At 73.1% G+C, this 17,075-nt stretch carries 17 protein-coding genes and 1 tRNA gene; 8 read left to right on the top strand and 10 right to left on the bottom strand.

Annotated elements, in window-relative coordinates; genetic code table 11:
* The first annotated feature begins 193 nt into the window (after nucleotides 1-193).
* The 4 genes from ACZ60B_RS07435 to ACZ60B_RS07420 all read left to right on the top strand — a co-directional run bounded on the left by ACZ60B_RS07435 (nucleotide 194) and on the right by ACZ60B_RS07420 (nucleotide 3,293).
* Nucleotides 194-826, top strand: a complete 633-nt coding sequence (locus tag ACZ60B_RS07435) for a helix-turn-helix domain-containing protein (protein WP_469385007.1) — start codon at nucleotides 194-196, stop codon at nucleotides 824-826.
* Nucleotides 823-1,362, top strand: a complete 540-nt coding sequence (locus ACZ60B_RS07430) for a GNAT family N-acetyltransferase (protein ID WP_469385005.1) — start codon at nucleotides 823-825, stop codon at nucleotides 1,360-1,362. The genes ACZ60B_RS07435 and ACZ60B_RS07430 overlap by 4 nt, the downstream gene beginning before the upstream one ends.
* A 30-nt stretch (nucleotides 1,363-1,392) precedes the next feature.
* The gene (locus ACZ60B_RS07425; protein ID WP_469385004.1) at nucleotides 1,393-1,749 is read left to right on the top strand and encodes an MmcQ/YjbR family DNA-binding protein; all 357 of its coding nucleotides are present in this window, start codon (nucleotides 1,393-1,395) and stop codon (nucleotides 1,747-1,749) included.
* Nucleotides 1,750-1,871: 122 nt separating this feature from the next.
* Complete coding sequence (locus tag ACZ60B_RS07420) at nucleotides 1,872-3,293, top strand: MFS transporter (RefSeq protein ID WP_469385002.1); 1,422 nt, start codon at nucleotides 1,872-1,874, stop codon at nucleotides 3,291-3,293.
* Between the two features lie 21 nt (nucleotides 3,294-3,314).
* Here ACZ60B_RS07420 and ACZ60B_RS07415 read toward each other — a convergent pair whose 3' ends face one another.
* Both ACZ60B_RS07415 and ACZ60B_RS07410 read right to left on the bottom strand, forming a co-directional pair.
* Nucleotides 3,315-4,235 (bottom strand): transketolase family protein, encoded by a 921-nt coding sequence (locus ACZ60B_RS07415; RefSeq protein WP_469385000.1) that lies wholly within the window; start codon nucleotides 4,233-4,235, stop codon nucleotides 3,315-3,317.
* Between the two features lie 51 nt (nucleotides 4,236-4,286).
* Nucleotides 4,287-4,994 (bottom strand): transketolase, encoded by a 708-nt coding sequence (locus ACZ60B_RS07410; RefSeq protein WP_469384998.1) that lies wholly within the window; start codon nucleotides 4,992-4,994, stop codon nucleotides 4,287-4,289.
* Nucleotides 4,995-5,133: 139 nt separating this feature from the next.
* On the opposite strand from ACZ60B_RS07410, the gene ACZ60B_RS07405 reads away from it, so the two are divergent.
* Nucleotides 5,134-5,207, top strand: a tRNA-Pro gene (locus ACZ60B_RS07405).
* A 296-nt stretch (nucleotides 5,208-5,503) separates the two neighbouring features.
* Here the strand turns inward: ACZ60B_RS07405 and ACZ60B_RS07400 are convergent.
* The 5 genes from ACZ60B_RS07400 to ACZ60B_RS07380 all read right to left on the bottom strand — a co-directional run bounded on the left by ACZ60B_RS07400 (nucleotide 5,504) and on the right by ACZ60B_RS07380 (nucleotide 8,739).
* A complete protein-coding gene (locus ACZ60B_RS07400) occupies nucleotides 5,504-6,046 on the bottom strand; it encodes a hypothetical protein (RefSeq protein WP_469384997.1) in 543 nt (180 codons plus the stop codon).
* A gap of 310 nt (nucleotides 6,047-6,356) precedes the next feature.
* Nucleotides 6,357-6,842 (bottom strand): DUF6114 domain-containing protein, encoded by a 486-nt coding sequence (locus tag ACZ60B_RS07395; protein ID WP_469384994.1) that lies wholly within the window; start codon nucleotides 6,840-6,842, stop codon nucleotides 6,357-6,359.
* Nucleotides 6,843-6,924: 82 nt separating this feature from the next.
* Entirely contained in the window at nucleotides 6,925-7,548 is a 624-nt protein-coding gene (locus ACZ60B_RS07390; protein WP_469384992.1) for a DUF6230 family protein, read from the bottom strand.
* 232 nt (nucleotides 7,549-7,780) lie between these two features.
* Nucleotides 7,781-7,909 (bottom strand): hypothetical protein, encoded by a 129-nt coding sequence (locus ACZ60B_RS07385; protein WP_469384990.1) that lies wholly within the window; start codon nucleotides 7,907-7,909, stop codon nucleotides 7,781-7,783.
* On the bottom strand, nucleotides 7,906-8,739 hold the full coding sequence (locus tag ACZ60B_RS07380) for an alkyl sulfatase dimerization domain-containing protein (RefSeq protein WP_469384988.1): 834 nt from the start codon (nucleotides 8,737-8,739) through the stop codon (nucleotides 7,906-7,908). Before ACZ60B_RS07380 ends, ACZ60B_RS07385 begins: the two co-directional genes overlap by 4 nt.
* Nucleotides 8,740-9,041: 302 nt before the next feature.
* On the opposite strand from ACZ60B_RS07380, the gene ACZ60B_RS07375 reads away from it, so the two are divergent.
* Nucleotides 9,042-10,868 (top strand): ABC transporter ATP-binding protein, encoded by a 1,827-nt coding sequence (locus ACZ60B_RS07375; protein WP_469384985.1) that lies wholly within the window; start codon nucleotides 9,042-9,044, stop codon nucleotides 10,866-10,868.
* Nucleotides 10,869-11,197: 329 nt separating this feature from the next.
* On the opposite strand, the gene ACZ60B_RS07370 is transcribed toward ACZ60B_RS07375, so the two are convergent.
* From ACZ60B_RS07370 to ACZ60B_RS07360, 3 genes are read right to left on the bottom strand one after another with little or no spacing between them, the layout of a single operon-like run.
* Nucleotides 11,198-11,728 (bottom strand): NUDIX hydrolase family protein, encoded by a 531-nt coding sequence (locus ACZ60B_RS07370; protein WP_162469045.1) that lies wholly within the window; start codon nucleotides 11,726-11,728, stop codon nucleotides 11,198-11,200.
* 24 nt (nucleotides 11,729-11,752) lie between these two features.
* On the bottom strand, nucleotides 11,753-12,904 hold the full coding sequence (locus ACZ60B_RS07365) for an amidohydrolase family protein (protein ID WP_469384983.1): 1,152 nt from the start codon (nucleotides 12,902-12,904) through the stop codon (nucleotides 11,753-11,755).
* A 1-nt stretch (nucleotide 12,905) separates the two neighbouring features.
* Nucleotides 12,906-14,309: a type I glutamate--ammonia ligase gene (locus ACZ60B_RS07360; protein ID WP_469384981.1), complete on the bottom strand. Its 1,404-nt coding sequence runs from the start codon at nucleotides 14,307-14,309 to the stop codon at nucleotides 12,906-12,908.
* 507 nt (nucleotides 14,310-14,816) lie between these two features.
* Here ACZ60B_RS07360 and ACZ60B_RS07355 point away from each other — a divergent pair.
* Both ACZ60B_RS07355 and ACZ60B_RS07350 read left to right on the top strand, forming a co-directional pair.
* Nucleotides 14,817-15,716, top strand: coding sequence for a Cof-type HAD-IIB family hydrolase (locus ACZ60B_RS07355; RefSeq protein ID WP_469384979.1), 900 nt, complete (start codon nucleotides 14,817-14,819; stop codon nucleotides 15,714-15,716).
* A 65-nt stretch (nucleotides 15,717-15,781) separates the two neighbouring features.
* Nucleotides 15,782-17,026 (top strand): amidohydrolase, encoded by a 1,245-nt coding sequence (locus ACZ60B_RS07350; RefSeq protein WP_469384978.1) that lies wholly within the window; start codon nucleotides 15,782-15,784, stop codon nucleotides 17,024-17,026.
* The last annotated feature ends 49 nt before the right edge of the window (nucleotides 17,027-17,075 follow it).

Raw genomic sequence — 17,075 nt, 5'->3', positions numbered from 1 at the left:
ACGAGATGAGAACGCTTCAAGAATCCCGAAGTTACGTCACAAGCCGGAAGAGCACACGAAGGAGGAAGAATGCCCTGGCCACGGGCCCAGGGACTCAGCGGGGCTCAGGGAACTCACGGGATGTCGCACATCCTGCATCACATCCTTTCCCATATTTGGGATTCCATCCCTGATATGGGATAGTCTCCCTGGTATGGAACAGGAAGTGGACACGACCGGACCGGGCGACGGGCAGGACGCCGATGTCCGCCCCGATGCCCCCCTCCCCGATGCCCGGCTGGACGTCCGGCTCGGCGCCCGGCTGGCCGAGCTGCGCGCCGGACGCGGCTGGTCGCTGGGCGAGGCGGCGGAGCGCAGCGGGGTCAGCCGCTCCACCCTGTCCCGCGCCGAGCGGGCCGAGATCAGCCCCACCGCCGCGCAGCTCAACCGGCTCTGCGCGGTCTACGGGCGGACCATGTCCCAGCTGCTCAGCGAGGTGGAGGCGGAGCCCGCCCGGCTGGTGCGGGCGGCCGAGCAGCCGGTGTGGGAGGACCGGGCCTCCGGCTTCGTACGGCGGTCCGTGTCGCCGCCACAGGCCGGACTGCGCGGCGAACTGGTCGAGGGGCGGCTCACGGCGGGCGCCGACATCGCCTACGACCGGCCGCCCGTGCCCGGCCTGGAACAGCACATCTGGGTGCTCGAAGGGACCCTGGAGGTGACCGCCCAGGACGTCGCCCACCGGCTCGACGCGGGCGACTGCCTGCGGCTGCGGGTGTGGGGGCCGACCCGGTTCCGGTGCCCCGAGGACGCGGACGCGCGGTACCTGCTGGCGGTGGTGCTGCCGTGACCGCGACCACCACCCGGCTCGACGGGCCCCGGCTGCTCGCCGCCGTCCCGGAGCTGGCCGACCTGCTCGCCGACACCGTGCACGGCGGCGCCTCGATCGGCTTCCTGGCACCGCTCGACCGTACGGACGCCGTCGCCTGGTGGCGCGGGCGGGCCGAGGCGGTCGGCTCCGGGCAGCTCGCGGTGTGGGTGGCGCGGGACGCGGGGCGCGTGCTCGGCACCGTCACCCTGGTCTTCGCCGACAAGCCCAACAGCAGGCACCGCGCCGAACTCGTGAAACTGATGGTGCACCGGGACGCCCGCGGCCGGGGCCTCGGGCGCGCCCTGCTGGCCACCGCCGAGCAGGCGGCCGTCGAAGCCGGCATCACCCTCCTGCACCTCGACACGGAGACCGACAGCCCCGCCGAGCGGCTCTACCGCGCCGCCGGCTGGACCAGGGCCGGCGTGATCCCCGACTACGCGGCGAGTCCGGACGGGGTGCTGCGGCCGACCACCCTGTACTACAAGCACGTGGGCGGGACGCCTCGCGCGGGCTGACTGTCGGTGGCAGCGGCTACGGTGCCCCTCATGCCGGATGCCGAAGACGTACGCCGTATCGCCCTCTCCCTGCCGGACACCACGGAGAAGACCGCCTGGAACATGCCCACCTTCCGGGTCGCGGGGAAGATGTTCGCCACGCTGCCCGAGGACGAGACCTCCATCGCCGTGCGCTGCCCGAAGGAGGAGCGCGACGAACTGGTCCTGGCCGAGCCCGGGAAGTTCTGGATCGCCGGCCACGAGGCGCAGTTCGCCTGGGTGCGGACCCGGCTGGCCGCGCTGGAGGACGAGCAGGAACTGCGGGACATCCTCGCCGACTCCTGGCGTCAGGCCGCATCGCCCCGGCTGCTGGAGGAGCACCCGGACCTGGGCCGGCCCGCGGACTGAAATTCCGTGGGCGTCGCGGGTGCCGCGTGGCATGATCCGTCGGCGGTAGCGGGACCGGACCGGCCGGGGTGGGGCCGGGTCCCGTGGCACCCGTACGTCGTCGGGGAGGGGCGCAGCAGCGGATGACCGGGACACCGCCGTCGGAAGAGACGACAGAGACCACGGAGTCGGTCAAGTCGGCCAAGTCGGCCGGGACGACCGATTCGACCGCGACGCCCGAGCGGGCGTACGACGGAACACCGCCGGGGGAGCGGTCGCGGCTGTTCCGGTCGCGGGACTTCGCCCTGTTCTTCGTCGGCCGTGCCGTCGCCCGGCTCGGCGACACCATGCTGCCGGTCGCGCTCGCCGCGGGGCTGCTCCAGCACGGGTACGGCGCCGGCGCGGTCGGCCTCGCCATGGCCGCGACGGCCGCCGCCTTCGCCGGACTGGTCGTGTTCGGCGGGGTCGTCGCCGACCGCTTCGACACCCGTGTCCTCATGATCGGCGCCGATCTGGTGCGCCTGGGCACCCAGGCCCTGGCCGCCGGCCTGTTCTTCGCCGGCCATGTGGTGCTCTGGGAGATCTGTCTGATCGGCTTCGTCAACGGCGTGGCCGCCGCGGTGTTCCAGCCCGGTGTCGCCAGTACCGTGCCCCGGCTGGCCGCCGACGTCCAGGGCGCGAACGGCGCCATACGCGTCGCCGAGTCCGCCGCCCAGCTCGCCGGCCCCGCCCTGGCGGGCCTGCTCGTCGGCTTCGCCTCGCCGGGCGCGGTGTTCGCCGTCCACGCCGCCACCTACGCGGTCAGCGCCCTGTGCCTGCTGCTGCTCCGCCTGCCCCCGCTCCCCCCGGCCTCCGCCGCGCGGTCGCACACCACCGCCGCCGGCTTCAGGACCGATCTGGTCGAGGGCTGGCGGGAGTTCCGGGCCCGCACCTGGCTGTGGGGCGTGATCGCCGTCTGGTGCCTGTACATGGTCGCGGTCTGGGGTCCGACCGTGCCCCTGGTGGCGGCCGAGGTGGTGCAGCAGCACGGCCCCCGCGCCTACGGCCTGGTCAACTCCGCCCTCGGCGCCGGCACGGTCGTCGGCGGGCTCCTCGCCCTGCGGCTGCGCCCCCGCCGGATGCTGCGGGCCGGCGCCGTCGCCCTGTTCGGCTTCGCCGCGTTCCCGGGGGCGGTCGGCGCCGGTCTCGGGATACCGGCCATGGCGGCCTGCGCCGCCGTCGCCGGGGCGGGCATGTCCTTCTGGGGCGTGATGTGGGCGACCAGTGTGCAGACCCAGGTCCCGTCCGACGTCCTCAACCGCATCCACGCGTACGACGTCGCCGGCTCGCTGGCCATGATGCCCGTCGGGCAGGCGCTGGCCGGCCCCGCGGCGTCGCTGCTCGGCGCGGGCCAGGTACTGCTGGTCTCCGCGGTGGTCAGCCTCGTCGTCCCCGTCGCCCTGCTCGCGGTCCCCGCGATCCGCGGTCTCGTCCGGGCCGACACCCCCACGACGAGCGCCCCGCCCGCCCCCGCGCCCGAGCCCGCACCGGCCGACCGCCGCCCCGTACGCCCCGAGTGCGGCTGACCGACGTCCGGGCATCGTCGTTCAGGCGGGTACCGCGACCCGTCCGCCGGTCAGGAAGCCGGTGATCCGCTCCCGGAGCGAGTGCGGGTCCAGTCCGTGCGCGCTCACGTGCTCCGCCAGGGTCCCGTAGCGTCGCAGCTCCCGCCGGCCCACGCCCAGACCCAGGACCCGGTGGGGCACGTCGGCGAGGGCGTCGTTCGCGGCGGCCGCCGACGTGCCCGCCAGATACGGCTCGACCAGGACCACGTCCGCCGCCGCCCCCTCGGTGGCCCGCCGCAGCGCGGCCGCGTCGAAGGGCCGTACGGTCGCGGCGTACAGCACGGTGACGTCGAGCCCCTCCGTGGCGGCCAGGACGGCGTCGAGCATGGGCCCGACGGCGACGACCACACCCCGGCGGCCCTCGCGCACGGTGTGCGCCCGCAGTCCGTCGACCGGCAGGGCCCGGGCGTTGGCCTGCACGGACAGCCGTACGTACACCTTGTCGTCGCCCGCGGCCACGGCGTGCCGCAGCAGGGTCTCGGCCTCGTCGGGGTGTCCCGGCACGTGCACGGTCCAGCCGTCCAGGGTGTCCAGCAGGGCCACGTCGCCCGGAGCCATGTGGGTGTACCCGCCCGCGGGCCAGTCGAAGGACGCGGCGGCGCTCACCAGCACGGCGCCGACGTCCTGGTGCCCGAGGTCCAGCTTGACCTGCTCGAAGGGCCGCTCGACGAGGAAGCTGGCGAACGTGTGCAGCACCGGCCGCAGGCCGGTCAGCGCCAGGCCGGCGCCCGCGCCGATCAGGAGCTGCTCCCGGATGCCGACGTTGATCACCCGGTCCGGGTGCCGGCGGGCCGCCGTCGCGAAGCCGTCCCTGCCGATCTCGGCGAGGACGACCGCGACCCGCGGATCCTCGTCGAGCAGCCGGGAGACGACGGGGGCGAAGCGGTCGCGCATGGTGTCCATGGATGCCTCGGTTCCTTTCCTGGGTTCCTGGGCGAGGTGAGGGGGCGCGGTTCAGGAGTACTTGGGTTCGACCTGGGCCACCACGGCCCGCGGGCGGCCCGGATGGGCGGCGGTGAACGCCTCGTACAGCGCCGCGTGGTCCCGGCCGTCGACGGTGGCCGTGGACCAGCCGGCCGCCTCGAACCGCGCGGCGATCCCGCCCGGCCGGGCGTGACTGGCGGAGGCGTTGTCGACGACGACCGTGTGCAGCCGGTCGAGCCCGGCGGGCCCGGCGAACGCGATCGCCTCGTGGTTGCTGCCCTCGTCCAGTTCGGCGTCGCCGACCAGCACCCACACCCGGGGCCCGTCGAGCCCCTGCGCGCGCAGCCCCAGCGCCGTACCGACGGCGATCGGCAGACCGTGCCCGAGCGACCCGCTGCCGATCTCGGCGCCCGGGACCAGCACCCGGTCGGGATGGTGGCCGAGCGGCGAGTCGTACGAGCCGAACCCGGGCAGCAGGTCCACCGGCACGAAGCCCTTGGCGGCCAGCACCGCGTAGTACGCCATCGGCCCGTGGCCCTTGGACAGCAGGAACCGGTCCCGCCCGGGGTCTCCCGCGCTCCGGGGGCCGACCCGCAGCACCCGGTCGTAGAGCACCCAGAGCACGTCCAGCGTGGAGGTCGCGGCCGGGCCGTGCTTCTCGTCGCCCGTCATCAGCCCCATCAGCCGGGGCAGGTCCGCATAGCCGTACGTCCGGTCTTCTTCCGTGGTGGTCGTCATACGGACGATCCTTCAACCTCGACCAAACTTGAGGTCAAGCGGAGGTGGACCCCGGACAAAGGGGTGCGCGACCACCGGCCGGAGTGCGGTATTGTTTTCCTGCGTGTCCGGCCGGGGGAAATCCCAGGTCAGAAGGCACCGGGACGTGGCGCAGCTTGGTAGCGCACTTGACTGGGGGTCAAGGGGTCGCAGGTTCAAATCCTGTCGTCCCGACTTTACGAAGTCGCAGTTCAGGGGCCGTTTCAGAGGAGATCTGAAACGGCCCCTGATTTTTCTTGGGGCGACGGACGTGCTGCCGGGCGCCGAGGACCAGGAGCAGTCCTTCGGCCGGCGACTTCGAGTTGACGTTCAGTGCGGGTTGTCCGACACGGACTGAAGTCGAAAGACGCGCAGGCCCCGGTTGCAGCGTTTGTCGTAGGCCGCGTGGCCGGGTGACACGGACAGGACCCGTGCGTCAGATGTCTTCTCGCGGGTGGTGTGGCGCAGGTGGAGGTTGCCGGGTTGGTGGGTTACTGCACGCCGACACGGAATTGGGGTCCTGGCACGGTGAGGTCGGCGTCGCACGCTGTGAGGTGTGAGGCGGTCGCACCGGTCAGGGTGAGCGTCCGGACGGGGGCAGGTTGATTCGTGAGCCAGTTCGGGATGGCGCCGGGTGTGACGGTGACGGCGCCGTGGGGCGGTAGTGGGGTACCGGCGCGCGCCGCGACGGTGCCGGTCAGTTCACGGAGGTAGAGGGTCACCACACCGTTGCTGCGGCCTTTGAGGGTAGATGTGGCGGCTTCCCTGGCGCGCAGCCGCAGTGTCATGCCGCCCTGGCGTACGGTCACGTCGAGGCCGACGGCGTCCACCGACCGTGCCGTGAAGCGCAGCATCCGGACGGATCCCGACATGCCGCGTACGGTGACGACACCGCGGAACATGAGGGTTCGGAGCACGAGCCGGGTGGCGCGTAGCTGCCAGGAGGCGTTCGCGAGCCGGACCGGCAGTGGGGCGCTCGGTGCCACGGCCCTGACGGCTCGCCCGGTGCCGACGGACGGTGGAATCACGTTCACCGGCGCCGCCATGGGAGTGGGGAGCGGCGACGGAGCGGTGACGGCGCCCAGGAGGGTGTTCGCAGGGGTTGCCGTTCCGCTCGGTGCCGTCGGCGGGGGGACGGCGGGCGATGTCGGTGCCGTGGGCGTGTTCGCGCTGCTGACAGGAGAGGGGGAGCCGGAGGGACGGGACGTGGGAAGGTGCAGAGCCAGGGGCACCGCAGCTGCCGCCAGTACGCAGGCGAGGGGCTGCGGGACACGGCCGAGCCGCCGGGCAGACGGGACTTTCGAAACACGCCCCAGGGCGGTGGTGGGCGGTACGCGGCGGCTGTCAGGTGTCAAAGGTGTTGTCTCCTGCCGTGGCGCTCACGGGCGTGTGGCTGACAGATGCAGTGGCTGGCTCGGTGGCATCCGGCGGGAGCCACGCGAGGGCCAGGGACCCGCCGATGAGGCCGGAGAACAGTCCGAGGAACAGGCCGCCGAGGTTCGCGACGGGGAAGGAGACGAGAGCGAGCAGGAGGGTGGAGAGACCGGCGAACACCCGTTGGTGAGGGCGGAGCCAGAGGCTGATGCCGAGGGCCATGAGCAGGGTTCCGATGATCAAGGATCCGGCGCCGGACGTGGTCGACAGGGCGAGTGGGATGCCGCCCAGGTCGAGGTGCGCGTAGGGCCAGTAGAGGATGGGCGGGCCCGCGTTGATGGTGAACAGCCCGGCCCAGAAGGGGCGTTCGCCACGCCAGGCGCGGAACCTGAGCCGGGAGTGGGCCGCGGTGGCGCGGAGGCCGGGGCGTCCGGCGAGGAAACTGGGGATCAACATCGAGTCCTGATCGGGGGTGAGGTCGCGGACGGCAACTGTGCGAGGTGCCGGAAGCCGAAGGCGTGCCGGGGCGGGCCCGGGGTCAGGGGCAGTCGCGGTGGCCGCGATCGATCCGTACGCGCAGGCCGGGCACGTCGAAGGTGGCGGCGGAGATCGCCACCAAGGTCACGCTGACGTCGGTCAGGGTGGCCGACGAGGCTTGCTGTCCGAAGCCGCTGGGGTCGAAGAAGCGTGAGTTCCGGTCGCCCGGATCGACCGGGCCCTTGGTGATCTCACCCTGTGCGATGCCGATGTCGATGTTCCTGAAGTTCGCCTGGCCGGCTGCCTCGAACGTTGTGTCGAGGAACATGTCCGTGGCTTCCGTCGGGCGCTCGTCGCTGCCGGTCAGGGTCAGGGTGTGGGTGCCCACCACCGGGAGGTCGAGTTCGGCCGCCTGGCACAGGCCGCTGATCTCCGCGTGCCGGGCTCCGGTGACCAGGACGGGGACGAGTTCGTGCTTCTTCGACACGTCGACCATGGGGTAGATGCTCAGGCCGCGGACGGTCAGCTTGTCGGCCGTGACGTGGAAACGCTGGCCGGAGATGAGGAACGAGGCGGCGAGTGCCCCTTGGGCCATGGCGATGCCGAGGGCCGTGCAGACCCCGATGCTGGGCAGCAGGACCACCGCGAAGCGCCGCCACCGGGTTCTGCCGAAGCCGTGCGACATCGCGACTCCCTCGGTCGTGGAAAGGGGCCGACCACACGCGTCAAAGGCGGGTGGCGCCCTGCTGAGTCCAGTGACGGATCCTAGGCTTCAGGCCCGGCCGGGCCGCTGCACGCCGGGCCTGCCGTACGGGTGACTCAACTTCTGGTGCTCCCTTCGGGGGGACACCGCACCGTGGGCGTCAGGTTTGGTCCGGGGTGGCAGCGAGAGCTCATGAGGACGGTTTCGGTGGGTGTTACCGGCCGGCGACGGACGCGCACGCCATGCCCTCCGGGATCGAGAACAGGCCCGTGACCAGCCCCGCACCCACGTCGGACGGCGTCGGCCGGCCCAGCGCCGGTACGTCCCTGGACCGCCGCTTCACGGAGTGATGATCGCGAAGTCCGGGTCTGGGGAGTCGAGATGACCGAGGAGCTCGGTGAGCTTTCCGGCCGCGCCCATGATCTCCACGCCAGGACGCCCCACGAGATCGGCGGGGGAGACGGTGTCGAACAGGACCGCGCGCAGGTCGGCCTCGGCGAGACTGATCTCCACGTCCGCCTCGGCCACGGAGAGGGCGGTGCCGGTGCCGTGGACGAGGACGCCGTTGCGCAGCCGCAGGGTGACGGGCTTGCCGTCGGTGAGGTTCCAGCGCGCGGTGATGTCCGCGTCCCAGCTGCGCGGGCCGTCGACGCGGATGGCGCGGGAGTCGAACAGCTGGTCCAGTGTCAGCGCGGCCGGCATGTCGGGGGAGGCGGTGACGGTGGGTGTGCCGACCGGGCCGTTGCGCAGTTCGTAGGCGCCCATGAGGAAGAAGTTGCGCCAGGTGCCGTTCTCGCTGCCGTAGCCGAGCTGCTCCAGGGCGTCCGCCTGCAGCTTACGGGCCTCGGCGTTGTTCGGGTCGGCGAGGACCACATGGCCGACGACCTGCGCCACCCAGCGGTAGTCCCCGTCGGTGAACGACCTGCGTGCGCGGCGCAGAACCTCATCGGCACCACCCATGGACTCCACGTACCTCTTCGCGGACCCCACGGGCGGGTGCTCCCGCAGGTGCGTGGGATTGCCGTCGAACCAGCCGAGGTATCGCCGGTAGATGGCTTTGGTGTTGTGGCTGACCGAGCCGTAGTAGCCGTGGGTGTGCCAGGCCCGCTCCAGCGCCGGGGGCAGCTCCATCCGCTCGGCGATCTCCAGCGCGGTCAGACCCTGGTTGAGCATCCGCAGTGTCCGGTCGCGGAGGTGGTTCGCCGCGACCGGGTGCACGCCTTCGGGGGAAGCCGTACCCGGGCCGGGTGGCCGCGGTGCGACAGAGCATCGCAGGTGAAAGCCTGCGGGGCCCTTTCCCGCATGTCCGGCACCGCTCCCGGAACTTCCGGACCAGGCGAAACGGCGCAAGATGCGCGCAGACCGCCAGTCGTCCGTCAGTCGCCCTTGTCCGGAAAAAACCGCTTGAACCGTGCGTGTCCGTCGCGGGACACTGCGATTCCTGAGCAGCCCGGACCAGACCTCACGAGGATGGCATGGGATCGCCCGAATCGCGCAAGGCCAGGCCGGGCAGGGGCCCGGTGCTCCTCGCCCTTCGCCACTACGCAAGGGAGACGGCCAGGCTCCGCCGGCTGGCGGTGCCCGGCATGCTGCTTCCGGCCCTGGGCAACATCGGCCTCAACTACATCGCGCCGCTGGTCGTCGCCAGGCTCGTCGGCCGCATCGCCGGTGACGGGGACGTCGGCACCGGCTCGACACTGCCGTACGTCCTCTGCTTCGCCGGCGTCCTGCTGTTCGCCGAGACGCTGTGGCGCATCGGCCTGCACTGTCTCAACCGCCTCGACGCGCTCGGCATCGAGCACCTGTACGTCGTCGGCATGGACGAACTGTTCGCCAAGGACGCCGCGTTCTTCCACGACAACTTCGCCGGGTCGCTGACCAAGCGGGTGCTGAGCTTCGCCTCCCGCTTCGAGGAGTTCGTCGACACGATGACCTTCCAGGTCATGGGGAGCTTCGTGCCCCTGCTGTTCGGGTCGGTGGTGCTGTGGCGCTACGAACCGCTGCTCGTCGTCGGGCTCCTGGCGATGATCGCGACGACGGCGCTGTGCGTGGTCCCGCTGATCCGCCGCCGCCAGAGACTCGTCGACCGGCGCGAGGAGGCGATCGCCCGGGTCTCGGGCCATGTCGCCGACAGCCTGATGAACATGGACACGGTCCGGGCGTTCGCCGCCGAGGACCGCGAGGCCGCCGAACACCGGTCCCGCGTCGCGGAGTCGAGGCGGCTCACCCTGCGTTCCTGGGACTACGGCAACCTGCGCATCGACACGCTGGTCGCGCCGATGTCCGTGCTGACCAACGCGCTGGGCCTGCTGCTCGCGGTCGCGCTCGGCGGCGGGCACGACGTGGAGACGGTCGTCGTCACCTTCACCTACTACTCCAACGCCACCCGCATCATGTTCGACTTCAACCAGATCTACCGCCGCCTGGAGAGCTCGCTGACCGAGGCCGCGCAGTTCACCGAGCTGCTGCTCACCCCGCCGACCGTGCTCGACCCGGAGACGCCGGAACCCCTTCAGGTCCGGCCCGCCGACGTGCACTTCGAACGGGTCACCTTCGCGCACCGCGGCGCGACGCCGCTCTTCGAGGGCCTCGACCTGTGCGTGCCCGACGGGACGAGGCTCGGTCTCGTGGGCCGGTCCGGCGGGGGCAAGACCACGCTGACCCGGCTGCTGCTGCGGATGACGGACATCGACGCGGGCCGGATCCTGATCGGGGGCCAGGACATCAGCAGGCTGCGCCAGGCCGACCTGCGCGGCCTGATCGCCTACGTACCGCAGGACCCCGCGATGTTCCACCGCTCGCTGCGCGACAACATCGCCTTCGCCAGGCCGGACGCCACCGACGCCGAGATCCGCCGCGCGGCCGAGGCGGCGCACGTCACGGAGTTCGCCGACACCCTGGTGGACGGCTTCGACACCATGGTGGGCGAGCGCGGGGTCAAGCTGTCCGGGGGACAGCGCCAGCGGGTCGCCCTGGCGCGGGCGATCCTGCGCGACGCCCCGATCCTGCTCCTCGACGAGGCGACCAGCGCCCTGGACTCCGAGAGCGAGCTCCTCGTCCAGAAGGCGCTGTGGCGGCTCATGGAGGGGCGTACCGCGCTGGTGGTGGCGCACCGGCTGAGCACGGTCGCCTCCATGGACCGGCTCGTCGTCCTCGACCGGGGACGGATCGTCGAGCAGGGCAGCCACCAGGAGCTGCTCGCGTCGCAGGGCGCCTACGCGAAACTCTGGCAGCACCAGTCGGGCGGCTTCCTCGACGCCGGCTCCGCATCCACCGGCCCCGCACCCGCCGACCTGCACTGACCGGACACCGCCCGCACCGACCCCGGCCGCCCGGGACACCGTACGTACCGACCCCGGACCGCCCGGGACACCGCCCGTACCGACCCCGGCCGCCCCGGACACCGTACGTACCGACCCCGGACCGCCCGGGACACCGCCCGCACCGACCCCGGCCGCCCCGGACACCGCCCGTACCGACCCCGGCCGCCCGGGACACCGCCCGCACCGACCCCGGCCGCCCCGGACACCGTACGTACCGACCCCGGACCGCCCGGGAGACCGTACGTACCGGTCCGGCCGGCCGGGAGAGGGTTCCCGCCCGTCCCGGCCGGCCGGGACGGGCGCCGCGGTCAGGACGCCGACAGGCCCACGTGCGCGAGCGCCTGCCGCAGCAGGAAGCCGTGGCCGCCGGGCATCTCGCTCTGCACCGCGGGCGACGCCGCCTCCTGGGGGCTGAACCAGACCAGGTCCAGGGCGTCCTGCCGAGGCCGGCAGTCGCCCGTCACCGGCACGATGTACGCGAGGGACACCGCGTGCTGACGCGGGTCGTGGTACGGCGTGACACCGTGCGTCGGGAAGTACTCGGCGACGGTGAACGGCTGCATCGACACCGGGACCCGGGGCAGGGCCACCGGGCCCAGGTCCTTCTCCAGATGACGCAGCAGGGCGTCCCGCAGGCGCTCGTGGTGCAGCACCCGGCCGGACACCAGGGTCCGGCTGACCGTGCCGTCCGGGCCGATGCCCAGCAGCAGTCCGATGCTGACGACCTCTCCGTTGTCGTCGACGCGGACGGGCACGGCCTCGACGTACAGGATCGGCATGCGGGCACGCGCCTGCTCGAGGTCGTCGGAACTCAGCCAACCGGGCGTGGTTTCGGTCATGTCAGACATTGCTTGATCATACTTTCAGTGGCTGTCGGAAAACCGGTAGACCCGGCGGGCGTTGTCGGTTCCCGCCCATCGCGCGAACCGCAGCGCGTCGGGCAGGCCGAGTTCGTCGGCGTCCACCCGGGCCTGGAGCAGTTCGGCCAGCCCCCGGCGGAACGCCAGCGCGCCCAGCCAGTAGAACTCGGCCACACCATAAGCGTCCGAGCTGTACAGGAGTTTGCGCGGCGGCGTGAGCTCCAGCGCCTCCTCCAGGACCGCCCGCGCCCGCACCGGGCCCACATGGTGGAGGGTGAGCCCCACGTCCAGGTACACCTGCTCGAACACGGCCGCCAGATAACCGGCCTGGCGCTGGTAGGGCCAGCAGTGCAGCAGCAGCACCGGGATCGTGCCGGCCACCCGATGGAGCCAGTCGGTGAGCAGGGCGGGGTCAGCCTGGTGCAGGCGGAGGTCGTTGTCGCCGAAACCGGTGTGCAGTTGGAGCGGCAGACCGAGGTCGACGGCGGTCCACAGCAGCTGGCGCACCAGCACGGGATCGGCCAGCCGGCCGCCGTCCGCCGTGAAGCGGCGGGCCGCCTCGGTGACTTCCGCCGCCGTGGGCCGCGCCGGGTCCAGGTCGAAGCCCGTGCGGTAGGCGGCCACCGACTTCACCGCGACCACGCCCGGCCGCCGCACGGCCGTCTCCGCGGCCGAGCGGAACGCCTGAGCGTACCCGTCCGGCTCCACGCCGGCGGCCACCACCGCCTCGGCGACGCTCTCCAGCCGGACCACCTCGTACGCCACCGCGCCCGCCCCCGCGGCCGCGGCGAGACCGGCCGGGGTGGTGAGAGGGTGCGGGGCGAAGCCGGTGTCCACGCAGAACACGTCCGTGTGCGCGGCGGTCAGGAAACGGCGGTTCACCTCCGCCGCGCCGAGTTCGCCGCGGCGGCGCAGGTACTCCTCGGCGCCGACGTGCCGGGGCAGGTCCAACAGGGGTGCGCAGTGGCGGCGTACGGCGACACCGGCCGGCGCGTCGAAGGGCGAGATCCCGCTGCCGGGCCACGCCTCGCCCTCGGTGAGCAGCGACTCGAAGTCCCCGTCGGCCGGGATGCCGGTGAGCACGCCGTGGCAGTGATGGTCCGTCAGGGGCAGTGCGGCGAGCGCCTCGTGCACCGGACCGGTGCGGCCGTCCACGTCAGTACTTCCAGCGGTAGGCGGCGGCCAGCCGCGCGTCGTCCAGTCCCTCGGCCGCCGCGATCTCCCCCTCGCGCACGGCGATCACCGCGTCGGCCAGCACCGGGCCCAGGGCCGTGCGCAGCACCTCGTCCTTGCGGAACTCGGCGACCGCCTCGGCCAGCGACACCGGCAGCCGGCGCACGCCCCGGGCTGCCGCCTCCTCGGCGCCGAGTCCGGCCGGGTCCCCGGTGACCTCCTCGGGCAGTTCCGCCCCCGACGCGGTGCCGTCCAGCCCGGCGGCGATCAGGGCGGCGAGGGCGAGATAGGGGTTGGCGGCCAGGTCCACGGGCTTGACCTCCAGGTTGGCGCTCCGGGCGCGCTGTCCCGCCGTACCCCTGATGACGCGCAGCGCCGCCTCCCGCGTCTCCAGGCCCCAGGCGGTGAACACCCCCGCCCACTGGGACGGTTTGAGGCGCAGATAGCTCGCCGGACTCGGCGCGGTCACCGCCGTGAGAGCGGGGAGGTGGGCGAGCAGCCCGGCCGCGAAGCCCTCCGCGTCGGCCGTCATGCCGTGTCTGCGGTCGCCGCCCGAGTGCAGGTTCACCCCGTCGCGCCAGGCGGACAGATGGACATGGCCGCCGTTGCCGACGCCCTCGGCGAGGACCGCCGGGGCGAAGGAGACCCGCAGCGCGTGCCGCTGGGCCACCGCCCGGATCGTCTGCCGCACCAGCACACTGCGGTCGGCCGCCGCCACCGGGTCGAGCGCGCCCACGGAGACCTCGAACTGCCCGGCCGCGTACTCGGGATGGAGCTGGTCGACCTCCACGCCCTGCGCCGCGAACGCCGCCAGCAGATCGGCGGTGAAGTCGCTCAGCTCCACCTGCCGGACGGCGCCGTAGGCCGGGCCCGACACCGCGGGCCGGAACTCCCCGTCGGGCGCCGCGCCGAGGCCGACCGCCCACTCGACCTCCACGGCGGCCCGGAAGGTGATCCCGCTCTCCCGTTCGGCGCGGGCGACGGTCCGGCGCAGCAGCGTACGGCCGCACCCCGGATGCCGTTCGCCGTCCTGGGTGATCCGGTCCACCGGGGCCCACGCCCAGCCGGGCTGCGCGGCCAGCACGACCAGCCGGTCGAGGTCGGGGTAGAGGCGCAGGTCGCCGTCCGGGGAGCCGAGGACGTCGGTGGTGACGATGCGGTCGTCGGCCAGGAAGGTGTCGAACACCGGTGACATGCCGACGCCCCAGGCCGCCGCGGCGGCCAGTTTCGCGGTCGGGACCGTCTTCACCCGGGTGATGCCCGCGGTGTCGACGTAGGCCAGCACGACACCGTGCACGCCCCGCCCGGTCAGCTCGGCCGCGAGCGCGGTGGCCCGCTCGACGTCACCGGGACGCCCGCCGGGGACGGGATCGGCAAGGGTGGTCATGGACGTCCTCCTCGACGGACTCGGCCGGCTCGGTGTCTCGCGTCAGGATCTCGTGCCAGGGTTTCACGGCCGCCGCGCCGAACCGCGGTACCGCGTCGGGGAGTCGGGCCCGCGCGCCCCGCGAGCGTGCCCCTGCGTCCGGGGCGCCGGAGCCGGTCCGGCAGGCCGGGGCCGTCCGGGAGGCCTCGGTCCGCGCGGCCCGTCTCGCGGACCACCTCGCGGTCCACCGGGAACAGGCGCGTCGGTGGACGCCCCGTGGACGCCCCGTTGGACGCCCCGGCCATTGTGCCGTCCGGCGATCGGCCTGTCCCGGGAATTCGGCCGGGTGGTGCCCCGACCGGGGGCCGGGCGGTGTTCCGGCCAGGGGCCGGGCTGCGCCCTGACCAGGGGCCGGGCAGGGTCCCGGTCAGGCGTCGGGCGGCGCGGCGCCCTGACCAGGGGCGGGACGGCCCCGCCGGACGCGCCGGTAGGATGGAGGACAATCCCCCCACAGCGGAAAGTCAGGACATGCCGTACTCCCGCACGCCCCTCGACACGCCCACCGAACACCCGGCCGTGGAGCCCCGGGCCGGCGAGGCCCGTGCGGACATCCGGCTCGTCGTCTCCGACATGGACGGCACGCTCCTGGACGACGACAAGCGCGTGCCGGACGGGCTGTGGGAGGTGCTGGCGCTGCTGCGCGAGCGGGGCGTGCTGTTCAGCCCGGCCAGCGGCCGCCAGTACGCCACCCTGGCACGGGAGTTCGCCGAGGTGGCCGAGGGCATGGTGTTCATAGCGGAGAACGGCACGTACGTCGTCCGTGACGGCGTCGAGCTGAGCTCCGACCCGCTGGATCCCGCCGTCGCCCACGGGATCGCGCACACCGCGCGCCGGCTCGTGGCCGACGGCGTCGACATGGGCGCGATCCTGTGCGGCAAGAAGGCCGCCTACGTCGAGCGGACCGACGAGGCGTTCCTGGCCGAGGTGCGCCGGTACTACCTGGAGCACCGGATCGTCGAGGACGTCACCGCCGTCGACGACGACATCATCAAGGTGGCCCTGTTCGCCTTCGGGTCGGCCGAGCAGACCGTCGCACCGGCCCTGGAGCCGTTCGCCCGCTCCCACCAGGTCGTGGTCTCCGGCGAGCACTGGGTCGACGTGATGAACCGCACCGCCGACAAGGGCGCCGCCGTCCGCCGGCTCCAGCGGGACCTGGGCATCACGCCCGCGCAGACCATGGTGTTCGGGGACTACCTCAACGACCTGGAGATGCTGGACACCGCCGAGTGGTCGTTCGCCATGTCCAACGCCCACCCCGAGGTGGTGCGCCGGGCCCGGCACCTGGCCCCCTCCAACAACGACAACGGCGTCCTGCGCACCGTCGTACGCATGCTGGACCTCCCGGTGCGGAGCGGGCCGAACCGGTAGTCGCCGGGGGCCGGTCCTGTGCCAAGGTGAGCTCCTCGACCCGCGACCCGAGGGAGCAGTGCCGCATGACCGAACCGGCCGCCGTCGCCCGCCTCGCCCTGGACCTGACCTCCGGGCTGAAGTCCGGTGAACTGGAGGACTTCTACCGGGACCTGCACCGGCACCCCGAACTGTCCTTCAGGGAGCACCGCACCGCCGACCGGCTCGCCCGGCGGCTGCGGGCGGCCGGGTACGCGGTGACGGAGGGCGTCGCGGGCACCGGCGTCGTCGGCGTCCTCGCCAACGGGGACGGTCCCGTGGTGTGGTTGCGCGGTGACATGGACGCGCTGCCCGTGCAGGAGGCCACCGGTCTCGACCACGCCTCCACCGTCGACGGCGTGATGCACGCCTGCGGCCACGACCTGCACGTCACCTGGCTGGTGGGCGCGGCCGAGGCGCTCGCGGCCGGCCGGGAGACCTGGTCGGGCACGCTGGTCGTGGTGGGGCAGCCCGCCGAGGAGTCCGGCGGCGGGGCGGGCGCGATGGTCGCCGACGGCGTCCACGAGCGCTTCCCGCGCCCGGACTTCCTGTTCGGCCAGCACGTCGCGCCCGGCCTCGCCGGTTTCTACCCGCACACCCCGGGCCTGACCATGTCCGCCTCCGACGACGTCGACATCGTCGTGCACGGCGTCGGCGGGCACGGCTCGCGCCCCGAGTCCACGGTCGACCCGGTGGTGACCGCCGCGTACGTCGTCACCCGGCTCCAGACGGTCGTCTCCCGGGAGATCGCCGCGAAGGACCCGGCGGTCCTGACGGTCGGCATGTTCCACGCGGGCACGAAGCGCAACATCATCCCCGCCGAGGCCCGGCTCGCGCTGAACCTGCGCACCCAGGACCCGGTGGTGCGCGAGCGGATCCTCGCCGCCGTGCGGCGCATCACCGAGGGCGAGTGCGCGGCGGCGGGCTGCCCGCGGCCGCCCTCGGTCACGGTCCGCTCCGGCTATCCGAACACGGTCAACGACCCCGCGCTCGACGCGGAGATCGCCGCCGTGCACCGCGAACTGTTCGGCGCGCACACGGTGTTCGACTTCGGCCCGGCGATGGGCAGCGAGGACTTCTCCCTGCTGGCGCCGCCCGGTGTGCCCTACGACTACTGGTACGTGACCTCGACCCCGGCCGACGTGTGGGAGGCGGCGCCCGGCGCGGAACTCGCCGAGAAGGTCGCGGCGGTGCCGGGCAACCACAGTCCGCTGTTCGCCCCCGACCCCTCGGTACTGGTGCCCGGCGTACGGACGCTGGTGTCGGCCGCGCTGAGCCGGCTCGCCGCCTGACGCCGATCGCGCCGTGGTCGCGGGCGGGGTCTCACGCCGACCGCGCCGT

Source organism: Streptomyces sp. NPDC104096 (assembly GCF_055584385.1).
The sequence above is the reverse complement of the archived record's forward strand: the minus strand, read 5'-3'. Positions and strand labels throughout refer to the sequence as shown.

Excerpts from the sequence above, each read along its gene's own strand:
- ACZ60B_RS07435 (WP_469385007.1), top strand. The coding sequence starts at position 194 with ATGGAACAGGAAGTGGACACGACCGGACCGGGCGACGGGCAGGACGCC.
- ACZ60B_RS07425 (WP_469385004.1), top strand. The coding sequence starts at position 1,393 with ATGCCGGATGCCGAAGACGTACGCCGTATCGCCCTCTCCCTGCCGGAC.
- ACZ60B_RS07420 (WP_469385002.1), top strand. The coding sequence starts at position 1,872 with ATGACCGGGACACCGCCGTCGGAAGAGACGACAGAGACCACGGAGTCG.
- ACZ60B_RS07415 (WP_469385000.1), bottom strand. The coding sequence starts at position 4,235 with ATGGACACCATGCGCGACCGCTTCGCCCCCGTCGTCTCCCGGCTGCTC.
- ACZ60B_RS07410 (WP_469384998.1), bottom strand. The coding sequence starts at position 4,994 with ATGACGACCACCACGGAAGAAGACCGGACGTACGGCTATGCGGACCTG.
- ACZ60B_RS07395 (WP_469384994.1), bottom strand. The coding sequence starts at position 6,842 with ATGTTGATCCCCAGTTTCCTCGCCGGACGCCCCGGCCTCCGCGCCACC.
- ACZ60B_RS07390 (WP_469384992.1), bottom strand. The coding sequence starts at position 7,548 with ATGTCGCACGGCTTCGGCAGAACCCGGTGGCGGCGCTTCGCGGTGGTC.
- ACZ60B_RS07380 (WP_469384988.1), bottom strand. The coding sequence starts at position 8,739 with ATGCTCAACCAGGGTCTGACCGCGCTGGAGATCGCCGAGCGGATGGAG.
- ACZ60B_RS07375 (WP_469384985.1), top strand. The coding sequence starts at position 9,042 with ATGGGATCGCCCGAATCGCGCAAGGCCAGGCCGGGCAGGGGCCCGGTG.
- ACZ60B_RS07370 (WP_162469045.1), bottom strand. The coding sequence starts at position 11,728 with ATGACCGAAACCACGCCCGGTTGGCTGAGTTCCGACGACCTCGAGCAG.
- ACZ60B_RS07360 (WP_469384981.1), bottom strand. The coding sequence starts at position 14,309 with ATGACCACCCTTGCCGATCCCGTCCCCGGCGGGCGTCCCGGTGACGTC.
- ACZ60B_RS07355 (WP_469384979.1), top strand. The coding sequence starts at position 14,817 with ATGCCGTACTCCCGCACGCCCCTCGACACGCCCACCGAACACCCGGCC.
- ACZ60B_RS07350 (WP_469384978.1), top strand. The coding sequence starts at position 15,782 with ATGACCGAACCGGCCGCCGTCGCCCGCCTCGCCCTGGACCTGACCTCC.